Genomic DNA, 18,054 nt, shown 5'->3' on the forward strand with positions numbered 1-18,054 from the left:
GCAAACCGGTCTGTCGCGGGGAAAATGGCCAGGTACTTCGAAGAACGCCGTTTCGTGTGAAACGGCGTTTGAGTCCGGGTTACGCGCGGGTGGCGAGGAGAATGGCAGAGGCTTTGATCAGCGCAATCACCCGGCTGCCGTCGACCAGTTTCATCTCTTCCTGACTTTCATTGGTGACGACGGCGATGATCTCGAAGCCCGCGTCGGTTTTGATGTGTACCGTCGCGTTGACCGCCCCTTCAGTGATGCGGGTGACGCTCCCGGCAAACTGATTGCGCGCGGAGAACTTCAGGCCGCAATCCTCGGTGGCCAGGGTGACCCACGGCGCTTTAATCAGCGCGATGGCTTCTTTACCGGCAGCCAGACCCAGCGCCTCCTTGCTGCTATGGGTGACGATCGCCACCAGTTTTGCGCCACCGGCGAGGGTCAATTCTACTTCATCGTTGACCGCGCCGGCGGCAACTGCGCTGACCGTGCCGGTCAGCTGGTTACGTGCTGATACCGCCATAAAATCTCCTTGTGTGGCTGATTAAATGAGTACAGGACTTATACTAGCTCATCTTTGTTAATACCCAGGCGTTTCATGCGGGATAGCAGCGTCGTACGCTTTAATCCCAGCCGCTGCGCCGCCCCTTTCGGCCCGGCAACCACCCCGTTGCTCTCTTTCAGCACGCGGACGATCAGCTGATATTCATCCTCGCCCTCTTGCGGAAGCACCTCGGCCGTCATCGTCTCCGCATCGATATTCATCTCCGGCAGCGACAGCTGCAGCACGCTACCGCGGGTTAACAGCACCGCGCGTTCAATCACGTTTTCCAGCTCACGAACGTTACCCGGCCACTCCATGTGGCTCAGCGTACGCAGGGTTTCTGCCGGAATGCTGTCGATATTACGCCCGAGGCGGCGGGCGATTTTAAAGGTAAACGCCTTGACCAGCAGCGGGATATCTTCCGGACGCTCGCGCAGCGGCGGCAGATGGATCGGAAAGACGTTCAGGCGATAGTAGAGATCGCTGCGGAATTCACGATCGGCGACCATCTGCCGGAGATCGCGGTTGGTGGCGGCGATCAGCCGGACGTCGGTGCGGATCAGCTTGTTGCTGCCGAGACGTTCAAACTCCTGCTCCTGCAGAACCCGCAGCAGCTTCGGCTGAAGCTCCAGCGGCATGTCGCCCACTTCATCAAGGAATAATGAGCTTTTATCCGCCAGTTCGAAACGGCCGATGCGCTGGGCGCTGGCTCCGGTAAACGCGCCGCGCTCATGGCCGAAGAGATCGCTTTCCAGCAGCCCGGCGGGCATCGCGGCACAGTTCATCTTCACCATTCGTCGCGCGTTACGACCGCTGAGATTATGAATGGCGCGGGCAATCAGCTCTTTGCCGGTACCGGTTTCGCCGAGGATCAGGACGGTACTGTCGCTCTGGGCGACCATCTCGACCTGTTTGAGTACGCTGTGCATGGCTTCGCTGCGGCCAATAATTTCACCAAACTCGCTCTCGACATTATTCAGCTGTTCGGTGAGCGCCAGATTTTCATCCACCAGCCGCTCTTTTAGCCGCTGAATTTCGCGGTAGGCGAGAGCATTATCAACGGCGATCGACACCCGCTCGGCAATTTGCCGCAGCAGCTTGAGGTTGGTGGTGGTGAACACCTTCTCATCGCACTGCGCCAGTTTCAGCACGCCCAGCAGCGTATCGCCGGACATCAGCGGCAGCAGGCACAGCGTTTGGATCTGGTTGCCCCACATCTCAAAAAGCATTTTCTCGTATGGGGCCAGCGAGTCGTGCTCGTGTAAATTGAGCAGCAGCATCTCTTTGCTTTTAAACACCCGTTCGGTCAGCGTACCGGCTTCATTCACCTCGCTCTGATCGTGAACCGGATGGCTGGCGTCGAGATAATGGGTCGAGTAGATATTCAGTTTGCCTTTGCGGTTGCTGCGTAGCACCACGCTGATAGCATCGATACGAAAATAGTGGTGAATCTCTTTGGCGACTTCGCTGACCAGCTCATCGATATCCAGCCGGGAGAGCACGGCGTTAGTGATAGCAACCAGAATGCGAAAGTTGTCGCGCTCGTGGCACAACAGATCGTAATCGACGTTGTTGCTGACCCGACTCTGGATCTGTTCGGTCACCACCGCAACCAGCTGGGTAAAGGTATGCAGCCGCTGGAACTCTTTCTCGGTCCACGGTCTGGCGTCGTGGCGGATAAACTCGCAGCCGCCAAAGATGCGGCCTTCCGCAGCCAGCGGCAGCAGGCCGTAATAGCCAAACGCTGGATAGAGTCCGCTGCTGGCCAGCTGAGGCCAGGCCTCGACGAAGGTCGCCTTGTCGCAGTGCAGCGCATCGGGACGCGACAGCAGGCGACGCACCGGCCCGTGTGCCAGTACGGTCTCATCTTCATAGCTGACCGGCAGGCCCGCTTCGTCACAGCCATACCTTGCCGCACGATGGTTCCCGGCGTTCCACAGAATAATCGCCGCACGATCCGCCAGCGCAGATTGCTGAACCAGACGGGTTAGCGTTTCACTCAGCGCCGCCAGGTCAGGCTGCTGTAATAAAATACGGGTGATATCGAACAGCCCTTGCTGCCCGAAATCGCCCAATGGTGTATACGACATTACTGAAGTCCAAAACGCACCCGCAAAGCGGCACGTAAGAAAGTGGTGACACAAATAATAGTATGTTAATAAAGCGGTTGTTGCCGCCGCCAGCCCTTCCGTGGTTGCCCGCGGATTTGGGCCGGATAATGGTGCTGACTTTTCCCGGCTCGCGTTGTGCCTGGCCGGGCTACAGGTCCGTGCGTAGTCGGTAGCCCGGATAAGGCGTTAGCCGCAACCCGGGGACCCGACTTTCGTTAACAAATTCGCGGCAGCGGCTCGGCATGGGGAAGGTCCAGCGTCCGCTTCACGCCATACAGGCCGATCGTGCGCACGCCGGGACGCTCAACCACGTCGCCGATAATCGCGGCGTGGCGGCCAAGCGGGTGGCTTTGAAGCTGCGCCAGCGCGGCCTCAGCCGCTTCCCGGGCGACGGCAATCACCAGTTTGCCTTCATTGGCGAAGTTAAGCGCATCCAGGCCTAACAGTTCGCACACCCCGCGCACGGTCTCATTCACCGGCAGCTTCTGTTCATGTAGCTCAATGCCGCAGCCGCTGGCGGCGGCGAACTCATGAGCTACCGCGTTTACTCCGCCGCGGGTCGCATCGCGCAGCGCTTTGATGCCGGGAAGGGCGCGCAGCGTCTGAATAAGCGGCGTCAGCACCGCACAGTCGCTGGCCAGCGCGCCGTCCAGCCCCAGCTGTTCGCGGAGGTTGAGAATGGTCGCGCCGTGGTCGCCCAGCGTGCCGCTGACCAGCAGCACGTCGCCGGGAGCGATCTGTTGCGCCCCCCAGCGAATATCCGCCGGAATGGCGCCGATCCCGGCGGTATTGATAAACAGTTTATCCGCCGCGCCGCGCGGGACGACTTTGGTATCGCCGGTGACGATGGCAATCTCAGCGGCCTGCGCGGTACGGGCCATGCTATTAACCACGCGTTCCAGGGTGGCCATCTCCAGCCCCTCTTCGAGAATAAACCCGCAGGAGAGATAGCGCGGCAGGGCGCCGCTGACCGCCACATCGTTGGCGGTGCCGCATACTGCCAGCTTGCCGATGTCGCCACCGGGGAAAAACAGCGGATCGATAACGTAGCTGTCGGTGGAGAAGGCGAGACGATCGCCCTGAGCGGTAAGCTGCGCCAGATCGAGACGCGCCTGATCTTCCTGCTCCGCCAGCCACGGGTTGGCGAAAGCCTGCATAAACAGGGAGGCGATCAGCTGTTGCATCGCCTGTCCCCCGCTACCGTGAGCTAACTGGACGCTTTTCATGCTTCATTTTCCTGACTGCGATATTGATACCAGGCGGCGCATGCGCCCTCTGATGAGACCATCAGCGCGCCAAACGCGCTTTGCGGGTTACAGACTTGCCCGAACAGCGGACACTGATGCGGCTTACAGCGGCCGGTCAGCACATCGCCACAGCGGGCGCGCGGATCGTCGCAGACGCGCTGCGGCGCCGGCTGAAAATGGGCTTCAGCGTCAAAGCGCTGATAGGCGGGCGTCAGGCGTACGCCGGAGTTGTTGATGACCCCCAGCCCGCGCCATTCGCTATCGCCCGACAGGCAGAAAACGTCGGCAATCGCCGCTTGCGCCAGCGGGTTGCCTTCATCAGGTACCACGCGGCGGTACTGGTTTTCGACCTGGCTGCGCTGCGCTATTGTCTGCTCAACCAGCATCACCGCGCCTTGCAGTAGATCAAGAGGTTCGAAACCAGCCACCACTAAAGGACGCCGGTAGTCGCTGGCGATAAACCCGTAGGCCTCGGTGCCGATGACCATACTGACATGGCCCGGGGCAAGAAAGGCATCGATGCTGTTATCAGGCTGGTCGAGCAGGCTGCGCAGGGTCGGGAGCAGGGTGATGTGCTGGCAAAAAAAGAAGAAGTTATCCACGTTGCGCTCGCGGGCCTGACGCAGCGTCAGCGCGGTCGCGGGCATGGTGGTTTCAAAACCGAGGCCAAAGAAGACCACCTCCCGCTGCGGGTTCTGCTGCGCCAGCTTCAGCGCATCCATCGGTGAATAGACGATTCGCACATCGGCGCCGCGGGATTTCGCCTGCAGCAGGGAGCCGTTTTTGCCGGGCACGCGCATGGCGTCGCCGAAGGTGCAGAAAATCACCCCCGGGCGACTGGCGATATCGATACAGGTGTCGATTCGCCCCATCGGCAGAACGCAGACCGGGCAGCCGGGGCCGTGAATAAATTCGATATTCTCCGGCAGCAACTGGTCGAGACCGAATTTAAAGATGGCGTGCGTATGGCCGCCGCACACTTCCATAATGCGCAGCGGATGCCCGGCGGTATGGGGCAGCAGATGCGCGCGCGCCTGAAGATGTTCAACCAGCTGCATCACCTGCTCCGGCGCGCGATATTCATCAACAAAACGCATTATCGCTCCTCACCGTACAGCAGCGCGCCCACGTCAGGCTCGACTTCAAACATATTTTGCAGCGCCTCAAGGGTATCGCGGGCCTCCGCTTCATTAATGATGCTCATGGCGAAGCCCACGTGGACCAGAACCCACTGGCCGAGCCGCGGCTGCCCCTGTTCATCAACGCTTCCTACCAGCGTCAGATCGACTTCGCGCTGGATACCGCACACTTCGACCTTCGCCAGATTGCCGTCAATGGCGCAGATCTGCCCCGGAATGCCTATGCACATGTCTGCGCCTCCAGCCAGCTGAGCCACTTATCCATGCCTTCGCCGCTGGTGGCGGATAGCATAATGATCTCAATGTTGGGATTAACCTCCCGCGCGCAGGCGAGACATTTCTCTACATCAAAGTTGAGGTACGGCAGCAGGTCGATTTTATTCAGCACCATCAGGCTGGCGGCGGCGAACATATGTGGATACTTCAGCGGCTTATCTTCGCCTTCGGTGACCGACAGCACCGCCACCTTGTGACGTTCGCCGAGGTCGAAGCTCGCCGGACATACCAGGTTGCCGACGTTTTCAATAAACAGAATGCCGTTATCCGCCAGCGGCAGACGCGGGGCGGCATCGGCAATCATCTGCGCATCCAGGTGGCAGCCCTTCCCGGTGTTGACCTGAATGGCCGGCGTGCCGGTGGCGCGAATGCGTGCCGCATCATTGACCGTCTGCTGGTCGCCTTCGATGACCGCGCACGCGGTTTTTCCTTTCAGACGCAGCAAGGTTTCACTCAGTAACGTGGTTTTGCCGGATCCCGGGCTGGAGACCAGGTTCAGCACCAGCTGGCCGCGTGCGGCAAAGCGCGCGCGGTTGCGGGCCGCCAGACGATTGTTCTTATCCAGCACGTCGATTTCGACTTCCAGCATCCGGCGCTGGCTTTGACCCGGCGCATGGGTACCCGCTTCGCCGTGGCCGTAGTGCAGGTCGCCGTGCGCTGAGCGGGTGGGGGAGAAGCTATCGGTTTTGACGCCGGTAATCGTCATGGTCTGGCGCGGGGCTGGCGCGAAGGGGGCGCTGCGAAACGCCGAGTGGGGGTTATGCTCATCACCTTCGATATAAAGGTTGCCTTCCCCACAGCCGCAAGTCGTACACATAGTTTTACTCCTGGTCTGTCCCGTCATCCTCGCGTTGTCTCTTTGCCGGCTGACTCGCGGGCCGCCGTGAGATAACCCGAATTAACGGTGGATCACTTCTATTCGCTGAATCTGTAGGCCGTCGTCCGCCACAATCTGCAGCGTGTCGCTGTGGCACTGCGGACAGCGCCGCACGTGCTGCGAGATGAGTTGCACGTACTGCTGGCAGGATTCGCACCAGCATTCGGCCTGTTGTTCGGCAATATGCAGTTCGCAGCCTTCCGCCAGCGTGCCGCGGCACACCAGCTCAAAACAGAAGATCAATGCGCTGGCTTCCACGCAGGAAAATGCGCCGACCTTCAGCCACACGCCGGTAACCCGACGCGCGCCGGCCTGCTGCGCCTGCTGTTCAATAATTTCCAGCGCCCGCTGGCTAAGAGTGATTTCGTGCATGGTCGCCTCCGTATCGCGATAGGCCATATATGCAATAACGATGCCAGGTCATATCTACTGTCGGATGAACTGTCGATGACGACAGCTGACGGATGTCATCGACATGTCAGTACGGGGCGGCTTTTTTATTAAAATCATTAAATATCAATAAATTAAAATTTGGCATGGAAAATGCTTGTACGGTGCATCTCATGCAACCGGGGAGACCGAGATGACTATTTGGGAAATAAGTGAAAAGGCGGACTACATCGCCGACCGTCACCGCCGCTATCAGGATCAGTGGCGCCAGTACTGCAATTCGCTGGTTCAGGGCATCACCTTGTCAAAAGCGCGTTTGCATCATGCGATGAGCTGCGCGCCGGACAAAGAGCTGTGCTTCGTCCTGTTTGAACATTTTCAGGTGTATGTCGCGCTGGCAGAAGGGTTCAACAACCACACCATCGAGTACTACGTCGAAACGCGTAATAGTGATGATAAACGCTTGATTGCTCAGGCAACGCTGGCATCCGACGGTACCGTTGACGGCCGGATCAGCAACCGTTCGCGCGAACAGGTGCTGGAACATTACCTGGCCATTATTGCCAGCGTCTATGACCGTCTGTATGACGCCATGGAACACGACCAGCCGGTGGATTTAAGCCATCTGGCGCTGGCCCATTAATCGTAAGGTGTCGACACGTGTCGAAAATGACATCTGAACTCCCTGATTTCGTCAAAAATGACTTTCACCCGAGGATTGCCCGGTGAACCGTTTTGTAATTGCTGACTCCACCGTCTGTATCGGCTGCCGCACCTGCGAAGCCGCCTGCTCAGAGACGCATCGCCAGTACGGCCTGCAGGCCATGCCGCGACTACAGGTCATGCGTAATGAAAAAGAATCGGCGCCGCAAATGTGCCACCACTGCGAAGACGCCCCTTGCGCCGCCGTGTGTCCGGTTAATGCGATCAATCGCGTCGATGGCGCGGTTCAGCTGAATGAAAGCCTGTGCGTGAGCTGCAAGCTGTGCGCCATTGCCTGCCCATTCGGGGCGATTGAATTTTCCGGCAGTCGTCCGCTGGATATTCCGGCTAATGCCAATACCCCTATGGCACCCGCTGCGCCGCCGGCGCCCGCTCGCGTCAGTTCGCTGCTCGACTGGGTACCCGGCGTGCGCGCTATCGCCGTGAAATGCGACCTGTGCCATTTCGATGAGCAGGGACCCGCCTGCGTGCGTACATGTCCGACGAAAGCGCTGCTGCTGGTGGATATCCGCGATATCGCCCAGGCCAGCAAGCGCAAGCGTGAGCTGACCTTTAATACCGACCTCGGCGATTTGTCGCTGTTTCAGTCGCAACAGGAGGGCGTGAAATGAGCGCGATCTCTTTAGTCAACCAGGCGGTGCTGTGGTATGCCGCCAGCGGCGTGCTGGCATTTATCTTTACCCTGAGAAAACCGTTAAGCGGTGCGATTGCCGGGATCGGCGGCGCGGTGGCCAGCGCCATGCTGATCGTCGCCGCTATCGCGACGCTGATAACTCCGGAGCAGGTGAGCGACGGCATGCTGCAGATGCTCTCTTTACCGGCTCGGGTGAACGGCATCAATGCGCTATGGCTGCTCGCCATTGGCCTCAGCGCCCTGCCTGTCGCCCTGTTTAATATCGCCTGGCATCGTCATTCGCAGGTGAAAGCCAACGGCCTGCTGGTCAATCTGCTGCTGGCTTCAGCAACCTGCGCCGTGGTGGCAACAAACTTCGGCACGCTGGTGGTCATGGCGGAGATGATGGCCCTGTGCGGAGCATTTCTGACCGGCTGCGCGCAATCCGCAAAGCTGTGGTTTGCGTTGGGACGTCTGGGCACGCTGCTGATGGCGTGGAGCTGCTGGCTGGTGTGGTCTTTCTACGGCACTCTTGACCTGGGGCAGATTAGTCTGCTCGCCGCCCACGCTCCGCAAAATATGCTGCTGTGGTTGCCGGCGCTCGTCGGTTTCGCGCTGCTGGCGGGCGTTATCCCGCTCCACGGCTGGGCGCCGCAGGCGCACGCCGGGGCCAGCGCGCCGGCCGCCGCGCTGTTCTCCACGGTGGTGATGAAAGTCGGGCTGTTTGGCATGCTGACGGTCTCGCTTGCCGGGAGCACGCCGCCGCTGTGGTGGGGCGTCTTGCTGCTGGTCGTGGGGATGATAACCGCGTTTATCGGCGGACTGTACGCCCTGATGGAGCACAATATTCAGCGCCTGCTGGCTTATCACACCCTCGAAAATATCGGCATTATTTTGCTGGGACTTGGCGCCTTCGTCACCGGTCTGGCGCTCAACAGCAGTAGCCTGATGGTGCTGGGCTTCATCGGCGGCATGTACCACCTGATCAACCACAGTCTGTTCAAAACGACGCTGTTCCTTGGCGCCGGCGCCGTGTGGTTCCGTACCGGCCACCGCGATATCGAAAAGCTGGGCGGGCTGGGCAAAAGAATGCCGCTGATTTCGCTCGCTATGCTGATCGGCCTGATGGCGATGGCGGCGCTGCCGCCGCTCAACGGCTTTGCCGGCGAGTGGGTTATCTACCAGTCCTTCTTCAAACTGAGCACCGGCGACGCCTTTATCGGCCGTCTGCTTGGGCCGCTGCTGGCCGTTGGCCTGGCAATGACCGGCGCGCTGGCGGTGATGTGTATGGCGAAAGTCTACGGCGTGACCTTCCTCGGCGCCCCGCGGACTCCGGAAGCGGAGAACGCCACCGGCGCCCCGCCGCTGATGACGGTCAGCGTGCTACTCGCCGCGCTCTGCTGCGTGGCGGGCGGGGTCGCCGCGCCGTGGCTGTTGACGCTGGTCGGCGGGGTACTACCGGTTCAGGCGCAGATCTCAAGCGTGGTGTCGCAGCCGCTGATCGCCATTCTGCTGCTGGCCTGTCCGCTGCTGCCGTTCCTGCTGATGATCTTCTTTAAAGGCGATCGTCTGCCCGCACGCTCCCGCGGTGCGGCATGGGTCTGCGGCTACGACCATGAAAAATCGATGGTCATCACCGCTCATGGTTTTGCCATGCCGGTTAAAGAGGCCTTTGCGCCGCTGCTGAAATTGCGTCATTGGCTGAATCCGGTGCGTCTGGTTCCCGGCTGGCAGTCCGCCTCGGCGCCTGCGCTGTTCCGCGGCGTGGCGTTGCTTGAGCTGGCGGCGCTGGTGGTTATTGTCATTTCGCGAGGAGCCTGAGAATGAGCGTTTTAATTGCACTATTGCAGGCGCTGCTGCTGTTTGCCGTCGCGCCTCTGCTGTCCGGCATCACCCGCGTAGCCCGCGCCCGCTTGCATAATCGCCGCGGTCCGGGAGTGCTGCAGGAGTATCGGGATATCTTCAAGCTGCTGGGTCGCCAGAGCGTCGGGCCGGATGTTTCCGGCTGGGTTTTCCGCCTGACGCCCTTCGTGATGGTCGGCGTGATGTTGACCATTGCCAGCGCGCTGCCGGTGGTAACCGTCTCGTCGCCGCTGGCGGGACTGGGCGATCTGATCACCCTGATCTACCTGTTCGCGATTGCCCGTTTCTTCTTTGCGATTGCCGGTCTGGACACCGGTAGCCCGTTTACGGCGATCGGCGCCAGCCGCGAAGCGATGCTCGGCGTGCTGGCGGAGCCGATTCTGCTGCTAGGCCTGTGGGTTGCGGCGCAGGTTGCCGGCTCCACGCACCTCAGCCAGATCGCCGCCACCATTTATCACTGGCCCGTTGCCCGCTCGGTACCGCTGGTCCTGGCGCTGTGCGCCTGCGCGTTCGCCACCTTTATCGAAATGGGCAAGCTGCCGTTCGACCTGGCGGAAGCGGAGCAGGAGCTGCAGGAAGGGCCGCTGACCGAATACAGCGGCAGCGGATTTGCGGTGTTGAAATGGGGCATCAGCCTCAAACAGCTGGTTGTGCTGCAGATGTTTGTCGGCGTCTTTATTCCGTGGGGAGCGATGACCAGTTTTAGCCTCGGTGGCCTGCTGCTGGCGCTGGTCGCCGCCATCGCCAAGCTGGTGGCGGGCGTGCTGGTTATCGCGCTGTTTGAAAACAGCATGGCGCGTCTGCGTTTTTGTGCCACTTCCCGCGTTACCTGGGCCGGTTTTGGCTTTGCGTTTTTAGCTTTCGTCTCCTTGCTGGCGGCGTGATTAAGAGAGTTTGAGCATGTCTGAAGAAAAAATCGGTCAACACTATCTCGCCGCGCTGCATCAGGCCTTCCCAGGCGTGGTGCTCGACGAAGCCTGGCAGACCAAAGATCAGCTCACCGTGACGGTGAAGGTCAACTATCTCCCGGAAGTTGTGGAGTTTCTCTACTACCAGCAGGGCGGCTGGCTGTCGGTGCTGTTCGGTAACGACGAACGTAAGCTTAACGGCCACTATGCCGTGTATTACGTGCTGTCGATGGAGCAGGGGACCCGGTGCTGGGTAACCGTGCGCGTCGAAGTGGATGCCGACAAACCGGAATATCCGTCGGTGACGCCGCGCGTGCCTGCCGCCGTCTGGGGCGAGCGTGAAGTGCGCGATATGTACGGTCTGATACCGGTGGGGCTGCCGGATGAGCGCCGCCTGGTACTGCCGGACGACTGGCCGGATGAACTCTATCCGCTGCGTAAAGACAGCATGGATTATCGTCAGCGCCCGGCGCCGACCACCGATGCGGAAACCTACGAGTTCATCAACGAGCTGGGCAGTAAGAAAAACAACGTGGTGCCGATTGGCCCGCTGCATGTCACTTCCGATGAACCCGGTCATTTCCGCCTGTTCGTTGATGGCGAGAATATTATCGACGCCGATTACCGCCTGTTCTATGTCCACCGGGGCATGGAAAAACTGGCGGAAACCCGCATGGGTTATAACGAAGTGACCTTCCTGTCCGACCGCGTGTGCGGTATCTGCGGCTTTGCCCACAGTACGGCCTATACCACCTCCGTCGAGAATGCGATGGGGATCGTGGTACCGGAACGCGCGCAGATGATCCGCGCCATCCTGCTGGAAGTGGAACGTCTGCATTCGCACCTGCTGAACCTCGGCCTCGCCTGCCACTTCACCGGCTTTGACTCCGGGTTTATGCAGTTCTTCCGCGTGCGTGAGACCTCAATGAAGATGGCGGAGATCCTCACTGGGGCGCGTAAAACCTACGGTATGAACCTGATTGGCGGCATCCGTCGCGACCTGCTGAAAGATGACATGATCCAGACAAGAGCGCTGGCGCAGCAGATGCGCCGCGACGTGCAGGAGCTGGTCGATATGCTGCTCAGCACGCCGAATATGGCGCAGCGTACCGTGGGGATAGGCCGCCTCGACCCGCAAATCGCCCGTGATTTCAGCAACGTCGGTCCGATGGTCCGCGCCAGCGGCCACGCTCGCGACACCCGCGCCGACCATCCGTTTGTCGGCTACGGTCTGCTGCCGATGACGGTTCACAGCGAACAGGGCTGCGACGTCATTTCGCGCCTGAAGGTGCGTATCAACGAGGTCTATACCGCGCTGAATATGATCGACTTCGGCCTCGATAACCTGCCGGGCGGTCCGCTGGCGGTGGAAGGCTTTACCTATATCCCGCACCGTTTTGCGCTGGGCTTCTCGGAAGCGCCGCGCGGGGATGATATCCACTGGAGCATGACCGGCGACAACCAGAAGCTGTACCGCTGGCGCTGTCGTGCGGCCACCTACGCCAACTGGCCGACCCTGCGCTATATGCTGCGCGGCAACACCGTCTCCGACGCCCCGTTGATTATCGGCAGCCTCGATCCTTGCTACTCCTGTACCGACCGCATGACCGTGGTCGATGTGCGGAAGAAAAAAAGCAAAGTGGTGCCGTACAAAGAGCTGGAGCGCTACAGCATCGAGCGTAAAAACTCGCCGCTGAAATAAGGAATCGCCATGTTTACCTTTATCAAAAAAGTGATCAAAACCGGCAACGCGACGCACGCCTATCCGCTGGAGCCGATGCCGGTAGATAAAAACTTTCGCGGCAAACCGGAACATACGCCGCAGCAGTGTATCGGCTGCGCGGCCTGCGTGAACGCCTGCCCGTCGAACGCGCTGACGGTGGAAACGGACCTGGTGACGCGCGAGCTTGCCTGGCAGTTCAACCTCGGACGCTGCATCTTCTGCGGTCGCTGCGAAGAGGTGTGCCCGACGGCGGCCATCAAGCTGTCGCAGGAGTATGAACTGGCGGTGTGGAAGAAAGAGGATTTCCTCCAGCAGTCGCGCTTTGCCATTTGCCATTGCCGGGTGTGCGAACGCCCGTTCGCCGTACAAAAAGAGATCGACTACGCCATCGCGCTGCTCGGGCACAACGGAGATACTCGCGCCGAGCTGCATCGCGAAAGCTTCGAGACCTGCCCGGAGTGTAAACGCCAGAAGTGCCTGGTGCCGTCCGATCGTATTGAACTGACTCGTCATATGAGAGAGGCCAGCTGATGAGCAATTTACCAGGCCCGCGCGATGAAAACGGCATTCCGCTGCCGATGACGGTGGAGGAGTCCATCGCCAGCATGAAGGCATCGCTGCTGAAGAAAATTAAGCGTTCCGCCTATGTCTATCGCGTGGACTGCGGCGGCTGCAACGGCTGCGAAATCGAGATTTTCGCCACCCTGTCACCGCTGTTTGATGCCGAACGCTTTGGGATCAAAGTGGTGCCGTCACCGCGCCATGCCGATATTCTGCTGTTTACCGGCGCGGTGACCCGCGCCATGCGTTCACCCGCGCTGCGTGCCTGGCAGTCGGCGCCGGATCCGAAAATCTGCATCTCCTACGGCGCCTGCGGCAACAGCGGCGGTATCTTCCACGACCTTTACTGCGTCTGGGGCGGAACCGACAAAATTGTCCCGGTGGACGTCTATATTCCGGGCTGTCCGCCGACGCCTGCCGCCACGCTATATGGCTTTGCGATGGCGCTGGGTCTGCTGGAACAGAAAATTCACGCCCGTCTGCCGGGCGAGCAGGATGACAAAGCGGCGGAAATTCTCCACCCCGGCATGGTGCAGCCGCTGCGGGTGCGCATCGATCGTGAAGCGCGTCGCCTGGCGGGCTATCGCTATGGCCGCCAGATTGCCGATGACTACATGCGTCTGCTGGCGCAGGGCGATAGTCAGGTGGTGCGCTGGCTGGAGGCGGAGAAAGATCCGCGTCTGACTGAGATCGTCACCCATCTGAACCAGGTGGTCGAGGGGGCGCGTATCCGATGAGCGAGACGGTGGTGTTCAGTCAGCTGAGCCGTAAATTTATTGATGAGAACGACGCGACGCCCGATCAGGCGCAACAGGTGGTCTATTACAGCCTGGCGATTGGCCACCACCTCGGCGTCATCGACTGCCTGGAGGCAGCGCTAAGCTGCCCGTGGCAGGACTATCTGGCGTGGATTGCCACTCTCGAAGAGGACAGCACCGCACGGCGTAAAATGGAGGGCGTGCCGAAGTACGGCGAGATAGTGATCGACAGCAATCATGTCACGATGCTCGCCAACGCCTTCGATAAAGCGCAGGCCCGGCAGACCGCCGAACAGCAGGCGTGGAGCAAAACGATGCTCAGCATGCTGCACGATATTCACCAGGAAAGCGCCATCTATCTGATGGTGAGGAGACTCCGTGACTGATGTTTTACTTTGTGTTGGCAACAGCATGATGGGCGATGATGGCGCAGGCCCGCTATTGGCGGAGATGTGCGCCGCCAGGCCGGTCGGTGAATGGGTGGTGATCGATGGCGGCAGCGCCCCGGAAAACGACATCGTCGCCATTCGCGAGCTACGTCCCGATCGCCTGCTGATCGTCGATGCTACCGATATGGGACTCAACCCCGGAGAAATCCGCCTCGTTGACCCGGACGATATTGCCGAAATGTTTATGATGACCACCCACAATATGCCGCTCAACTATCTGATCGATCAGCTGCAAGAGGATGTTGGTGAGGTCATTTTTCTCGGGATTCAGCCGGATATCGTCGGCTTTTATTACCCGATGACCCAGCCAATTAAGGATGCGGTCGAGGTGGTATATCACCAGCTTAGCGGCTGGCAGGGGAACGGCGGTTTTGCACAGCTGGAGGCGGCAGACGCATAGCGTCTGGCATCCGGGCTTACGCGAATGTTTAGCCGGGTCAGGCAATACGCTTTTTCGCCTACGCCATCTCAAGGAGCTAGGGGTGACAAGGCTAACGTGGATGGGTTAATAGCGGGTTGGCTATGCCGCTCAAGCGCTGGTGCGTGGATTTGTTGGCTGTCTGCCGATGAGCGACGCGGAGTATGGCCGCAAACGCGCGCCGCGGCATCTGCGGACCATGCCCGCGCCGGATGGCGGCTAACGCCTTATCCGGCCTACAAAACGACAAAACCGTGGGCCGGTGCAGACACAGTGCCGCCCGGCAATACGCGCACTACTCGAATCCGGCCGACAAAACCGTAGGCCGGTGCAAGCGTAGCGCCGCCCGGCAATATACGCTCTACTCGAGGTCTTCGCCGTTGCTGGCAATCACCTTCTTGTACCACCAGAACGATTTTTTACGCTTACGCTCCAGCGTACCGTTGCCGGCATCATCGCGATCGACATAGACAAAGCCATAGCGCTTGCTCATTTCGCCGGTTGAAGCAGAAACCAGATCGATACAGCCCCAGCTGGTGTAGCCCATCACCGGGATCCCGTCCTCAATAGCATCGCGCATCGCTTTGATATGCTCGCGCAAATAGCTGATGCGATAGTCATCGTGAATCTCGCCGTTGGCATCGATCTCGTCCCGGGCGCCGAGGCCGTTTTCGACCAGAAACAGCGGCTTCTGATAGCGGTCATACATCATATTCATGGTGATGCGCAGGCCGAGCGGATCAATGCCCCAGCCCCATTCACTGGCTTTGATGTGCGGGTTTTTCAGCGATTTAACAATGTTTGCCGCATTGGTGTTGTTGGCGTTCATGTCTGCCGACGCGCAGCGAGAGGCGTAATAGCTGAATGAGACAAAATCGACGGTGTTCTTCAGGATCTCGTCATCGGCCGGCTGCTTTTCAATGGTCACGCCTTTTTCGCGGAACACGCGCGCCGAATAAGACGGATAAGCACCGCGCGCCTGTACGTCAATAAAGAAGAGGTTTTCGCGATCTTTCTCCAGCGCCATCCACACGTCTTCAGGCTTGCAGGACCAGGGATAAAAATTGCCGCCCGCCAGCATGCAGCCGACCTGGTTATGCGGGTTGACCTCGTGGGCGATTTGGGTCGCCAGCGCGCTGGCGATAAGCTCGTGGTGCGCCGCCTGGTACTTCACCTGCTCCTGGTTCTCTCCCTCTTCAAACACCAGCCCGGCGCCGGAGTAGGGGCTATGGAGCATGATGTTGATTTCATTGAAGGTTAGCCAGTATTTCACCAGCCCGTCGAAGGCTTCAAAGCAGGTGCGGGCGTAGCGGGTAAAGAACTCCACCATTTTACGATTGCGCCATGAACCGTATTCAATGACCAGATGCATCGGTACATCGAAGTGGCAAAGGGTCACCAGCGGCTCAATCCCGTACTTTTTGCATTCTTCAAACAGCGAGCGATAAAAGGCGATCCCTTCTTGATTCGGCTCCAGCTCATCGCCGTTAGGGTACAGGCGGCTCCAGGCAATTGAGGTGCGGAAGACGCTAAAGCCCATCTCCGCCATCAGGGCGATATCCTCTTTATAGCGATGATAAAAATCGATGGCCTCATGGCTCGGGTAAAATTCATCGTCACGCAGCTGAAAACGCTTCTCCAGCCCGAGCTTTACCGGCATGCGGTTCGCGCCATGGGGCAGCGTATCCACGGTGGTCAGCCCTTTGCCGCCCTCGAGATACCCCCCTTCAGACTGGTTTGCGGCCAGCGCGCCGCCCCATAAAAAGCCGTGTGGAAAAGTCGACATGCGTTACCTCGCTTACAAAAAATAGTGTTCAGACGTGTGATGGTCGGGTCGTGGTCTGGCGCGCTCTGGCATCGGCTGCGGCCTCTTCCACCGGGATATCTTCAAAGCCGAGCAGCAGCGTCAGTACGAATGAGAGCACCACCGCCAGCGCCATCACGCCGAAGACCCAGACGATAGACATCGGGTTAGCCGGGTCAAAGAACTGGACGCTGGTGAACAGGCCCGGTGCCGCCATCGAGTGGCTGGCAAGCCCGGCGATACCGGCCACCGCGCCGCAGATAAAGCCGCTGATCAGGCTGGCGATGAGCGGGCGTTTGAGGCGCACCGCGACACCGTACAGCGCCGGTTCGGAGATACCGGCCAGAATGGCGGAGGCCGCGGCCGCCAGCGCAGTCTGGCGCAGCTCCGGATTTTTGGTTTTCCAGGCTACCGCCAGCGATGAGCCGCCCAGCGACAGGTTGGCGCCGATTTCTGACGGCATCACCATCCCTTCTTTACCGGTTTCCGCAATGGTCTGAATAATGGTTGGGGTGAAAACGCGGTGCATCCCGGTCATCACCAGCAGCGGCCACAGGGCGCCCATAATGGCCACCGACAGCCAGCCCAGATAGCTATGAATGGTGTACACCAGCGCGGAGATGGCGCTGCCGATCCAGATCCCGAGCGGGCCTATCAGCAGGATCGCCAGCGGAGCGGCGATCAGCACGATCAGCATCGGCTTGAGGAAGTTTTTCGTCACCGCCGGAGTAATGCGATCGACCCAGCGTTCGATATATGACAGGCACCAGGTCATCACCAGCGCCGGAATAACGGTATAGGTGTATTTCACCGCCGTCACCGGAATAAAGGCGAACTCGACGTGCTCGCCCTGGGCCGCTTTGGCCATCAGCTCAATAAAGCTCGGATGGACCAGCACCCCGGCAATGGCAATCGCCAGCGACATATTGGTTTTGAATTTTACCGCCGCAGAGGCGGCGACCATCAGCGGCAGGAAGAAAAAGGCGCCGTCGCCGATGACGGTCAAAATAGTCAACGTGGGCGCACCTTTAGGCAGGACGCCGCTCATCTCAAGGATCATCGCCAGCAGTTTGACCATCGATCCGCCGATGATGGCGGGGATCAGCGGTGACATGGTGCCGATCAGCGCATCGAGGATCCCGGCGCCGATACGCTTTACCGTCAGCGGCGGTTTTCCCTGAGGTTCCGCGGGGCGCATGTTGTCCGGCAGCAGGTTGACCACTTCGCGAAACGCCTGCGATACCGTATTGCCGATGATGACCTGGCACTGATTGTCGCTGCGCACCACGCCAAGCACGCCTTTCAGGCTTTTCAGCGCGGCGCTGTCCACCCGCGCATCATCTTTGACCACAAAACGCAGGCGGGTCATACAGTGGGTGACTGCCGTGATGTTATCCGCCCCGCCTGTTGCCGTCAGAATTTGCTTTGCCAGGGCTGCGTAATTTTTAGACATCGGATTTTATCCTGTTTAATCAATAGGGTACTGGCTGGTTATCGCACCTGAGGATCGTGCGCTATCAGGGATATATAGGAAACCGGTTCCACAAAATCATGATTAGTTTCATTTGTTATAACAAGATATAAAAAAATCATTTTTTCGTTTTGTGATTTTGATCGCTATGTAAGCCAGCTAAGAATCTGCGCTGCGCGCGAGTCAAAGCTGTA

At 59.5% G+C, this 18,054-nt stretch carries 18 protein-coding genes; 9 read left to right on the forward strand and 9 right to left on the reverse strand.

Annotated elements, in window-relative coordinates; all coding sequences use genetic code 11:
* Positions 1 to 79: 79 nt before the first annotated feature.
* The 7 genes from DSD31_RS05375 to hypA form a co-directional block, all read right to left on the reverse strand.
* Complete coding sequence (locus DSD31_RS05375; protein ID WP_004866901.1) at positions 80 to 508, reverse strand: TOBE domain-containing protein; 429 nt, start codon at positions 506 to 508, stop codon at positions 80 to 82.
* Between the two features lie 38 nt (positions 509 to 546).
* Positions 547 to 2,604, reverse strand: coding sequence for a formate hydrogenlyase transcriptional activator FlhA (flhA, locus tag DSD31_RS05380; RefSeq protein WP_160873360.1), 2,058 nt, complete (start codon positions 2,602 to 2,604; stop codon positions 547 to 549).
* Positions 2,605 to 2,855: 251 nt separating this feature from the next.
* Complete coding sequence (hypE, locus tag DSD31_RS05385; RefSeq protein WP_044347421.1) at positions 2,856 to 3,866, reverse strand: hydrogenase expression/formation protein HypE; 1,011 nt, start codon at positions 3,864 to 3,866, stop codon at positions 2,856 to 2,858.
* Entirely contained in the window at positions 3,863 to 4,984 is a 1,122-nt protein-coding gene (hypD, locus tag DSD31_RS05390; RefSeq protein ID WP_004866895.1) for a hydrogenase formation protein HypD, read from the reverse strand. Before hypD ends, hypE begins: the two co-directional genes overlap by 4 nt.
* Positions 4,984 to 5,256, reverse strand: a complete 273-nt coding sequence (locus DSD31_RS05395; RefSeq protein ID WP_004866894.1) for a HypC/HybG/HupF family hydrogenase formation chaperone — start codon at positions 5,254 to 5,256, stop codon at positions 4,984 to 4,986. The genes hypD and DSD31_RS05395 overlap by 1 nt, the downstream gene beginning before the upstream one ends.
* Positions 5,247 to 6,119, reverse strand: coding sequence for a hydrogenase nickel incorporation protein HypB (hypB, locus tag DSD31_RS05400; protein ID WP_113990871.1), 873 nt, complete (start codon positions 6,117 to 6,119; stop codon positions 5,247 to 5,249). Before hypB ends, DSD31_RS05395 begins: the two co-directional genes overlap by 10 nt.
* Positions 6,120 to 6,200: 81 nt before the next feature.
* Entirely contained in the window at positions 6,201 to 6,551 is a 351-nt protein-coding gene (hypA, locus tag DSD31_RS05405) for a hydrogenase maturation nickel metallochaperone HypA (RefSeq protein WP_113991380.1), read from the reverse strand.
* Between the two features lie 211 nt (positions 6,552 to 6,762).
* Here hypA and hycA point away from each other — a divergent pair, with 211 nt between their 5' ends.
* The 9 genes from hycA to hycI all read left to right on the forward strand — a co-directional run bounded on the left by hycA (position 6,763) and on the right by hycI (position 14,567).
* Positions 6,763 to 7,212: a formate hydrogenlyase regulator HycA gene (gene hycA, locus DSD31_RS05410; protein ID WP_004866889.1), complete on the forward strand. Its 450-nt coding sequence runs from the start codon at positions 6,763 to 6,765 to the stop codon at positions 7,210 to 7,212.
* An 82-nt stretch (positions 7,213 to 7,294) separates the two neighbouring features.
* Positions 7,295 to 7,903, forward strand: a complete 609-nt coding sequence (locus tag DSD31_RS05415; RefSeq protein ID WP_004866887.1) for a 4Fe-4S dicluster domain-containing protein — start codon at positions 7,295 to 7,297, stop codon at positions 7,901 to 7,903.
* A complete protein-coding gene (hycC, locus tag DSD31_RS05420; RefSeq protein ID WP_113990872.1) occupies positions 7,900 to 9,726 on the forward strand; it encodes a formate hydrogenlyase subunit 3 in 1,827 nt (608 codons plus the stop codon). The genes DSD31_RS05415 and hycC overlap by 4 nt, the downstream gene beginning before the upstream one ends.
* A gap of 2 nt (positions 9,727 to 9,728) precedes the next feature.
* On the forward strand, positions 9,729 to 10,652 hold the full coding sequence (locus DSD31_RS05425) for a respiratory chain complex I subunit 1 family protein (RefSeq protein ID WP_032718150.1): 924 nt from the start codon (positions 9,729 to 9,731) through the stop codon (positions 10,650 to 10,652).
* Positions 10,653 to 10,668: 16 nt separating this feature from the next.
* Complete coding sequence (hycE, locus tag DSD31_RS05430; protein WP_004866882.1) at positions 10,669 to 12,378, forward strand: formate hydrogenlyase subunit HycE; 1,710 nt, start codon at positions 10,669 to 10,671, stop codon at positions 12,376 to 12,378.
* 9 nt (positions 12,379 to 12,387) lie between these two features.
* The gene (locus tag DSD31_RS05435) at positions 12,388 to 12,930 is read left to right on the forward strand and encodes a formate hydrogenlyase complex iron-sulfur subunit (protein ID WP_004866880.1); all 543 of its coding nucleotides are present in this window, start codon (positions 12,388 to 12,390) and stop codon (positions 12,928 to 12,930) included.
* Positions 12,930 to 13,697 (forward strand): NADH-quinone oxidoreductase subunit B family protein, encoded by a 768-nt coding sequence (locus tag DSD31_RS05440; RefSeq protein WP_004866877.1) that lies wholly within the window; start codon positions 12,930 to 12,932, stop codon positions 13,695 to 13,697. The genes DSD31_RS05435 and DSD31_RS05440 overlap by 1 nt, the downstream gene beginning before the upstream one ends.
* The gene (locus DSD31_RS05445) at positions 13,694 to 14,104 is read left to right on the forward strand and encodes a formate hydrogenlyase maturation HycH family protein (protein WP_113990873.1); all 411 of its coding nucleotides are present in this window, start codon (positions 13,694 to 13,696) and stop codon (positions 14,102 to 14,104) included. The genes DSD31_RS05440 and DSD31_RS05445 overlap by 4 nt, the downstream gene beginning before the upstream one ends.
* Positions 14,097 to 14,567, forward strand: coding sequence for a hydrogenase maturation peptidase HycI (gene hycI, locus DSD31_RS05450; protein ID WP_004866873.1), 471 nt, complete (start codon positions 14,097 to 14,099; stop codon positions 14,565 to 14,567). Before DSD31_RS05445 ends, hycI begins: the two co-directional genes overlap by 8 nt.
* A gap of 379 nt (positions 14,568 to 14,946) precedes the next feature.
* On the opposite strand, the gene DSD31_RS05455 is transcribed toward hycI, so the two are convergent.
* Positions 14,947 to 16,371 (reverse strand): 6-phospho-beta-glucosidase, encoded by a 1,425-nt coding sequence (locus tag DSD31_RS05455; protein ID WP_004866872.1) that lies wholly within the window; start codon positions 16,369 to 16,371, stop codon positions 14,947 to 14,949.
* A gap of 28 nt (positions 16,372 to 16,399) precedes the next feature.
* Entirely contained in the window at positions 16,400 to 17,842 is a 1,443-nt protein-coding gene (gene ascF, locus DSD31_RS05460) for a PTS cellobiose/arbutin/salicin transporter subunit IIBC (RefSeq protein ID WP_004866869.1), read from the reverse strand.
* Positions 17,843 to 18,054: the final 212 nt, after the last annotated feature.

The organism is Klebsiella sp. X13, from assembly GCF_003323835.1.
Lineage (GTDB): Bacteria > Pseudomonadota > Gammaproteobacteria > Enterobacterales > Enterobacteriaceae > Klebsiella > Klebsiella ornithinolytica.

What these genes read in the sequence shown, in the direction of transcription:
- DSD31_RS05375 (WP_004866901.1), bottom strand. Translation starts at nt 508, where the DNA reads ATGGCGGTATCAGCACGTAACCAGCTGACCGGCACGGTCAGCGCAGTT.
- hypE (WP_044347421.1), bottom strand. Translation starts at nt 3,866, where the DNA reads ATGAAAAGCGTCCAGTTAGCTCACGGTAGCGGGGGACAGGCGATGCAA.
- hypD (WP_004866895.1), bottom strand. Translation starts at nt 4,984, where the DNA reads ATGCGTTTTGTTGATGAATATCGCGCGCCGGAGCAGGTGATGCAGCTG.
- DSD31_RS05395 (WP_004866894.1), bottom strand. Translation starts at nt 5,256, where the DNA reads ATGTGCATAGGCATTCCGGGGCAGATCTGCGCCATTGACGGCAATCTG.
- hypB (WP_113990871.1), bottom strand. Translation starts at nt 6,119, where the DNA reads ATGTGTACGACTTGCGGCTGTGGGGAAGGCAACCTTTATATCGAAGGT.
- hypA (WP_113991380.1), bottom strand. Translation starts at nt 6,551, where the DNA reads ATGCACGAAATCACTCTTAGCCAGCGGGCGCTGGAAATTATTGAACAG.
- hycA (WP_004866889.1), top strand. Translation starts at nt 6,763, where the DNA reads ATGACTATTTGGGAAATAAGTGAAAAGGCGGACTACATCGCCGACCGT.
- hycC (WP_113990872.1), top strand. Translation starts at nt 7,900, where the DNA reads ATGAGCGCGATCTCTTTAGTCAACCAGGCGGTGCTGTGGTATGCCGCC.
- DSD31_RS05425 (WP_032718150.1), top strand. Translation starts at nt 9,729, where the DNA reads ATGAGCGTTTTAATTGCACTATTGCAGGCGCTGCTGCTGTTTGCCGTC.
- hycE (WP_004866882.1), top strand. Translation starts at nt 10,669, where the DNA reads ATGTCTGAAGAAAAAATCGGTCAACACTATCTCGCCGCGCTGCATCAG.
- DSD31_RS05435 (WP_004866880.1), top strand. Translation starts at nt 12,388, where the DNA reads ATGTTTACCTTTATCAAAAAAGTGATCAAAACCGGCAACGCGACGCAC.
- DSD31_RS05440 (WP_004866877.1), top strand. Translation starts at nt 12,930, where the DNA reads ATGAGCAATTTACCAGGCCCGCGCGATGAAAACGGCATTCCGCTGCCG.
- DSD31_RS05445 (WP_113990873.1), top strand. Translation starts at nt 13,694, where the DNA reads ATGAGCGAGACGGTGGTGTTCAGTCAGCTGAGCCGTAAATTTATTGAT.
- DSD31_RS05455 (WP_004866872.1), bottom strand. Translation starts at nt 16,371, where the DNA reads ATGTCGACTTTTCCACACGGCTTTTTATGGGGCGGCGCGCTGGCCGCA.
- ascF (WP_004866869.1), bottom strand. Translation starts at nt 17,842, where the DNA reads ATGTCTAAAAATTACGCAGCCCTGGCAAAGCAAATTCTGACGGCAACA.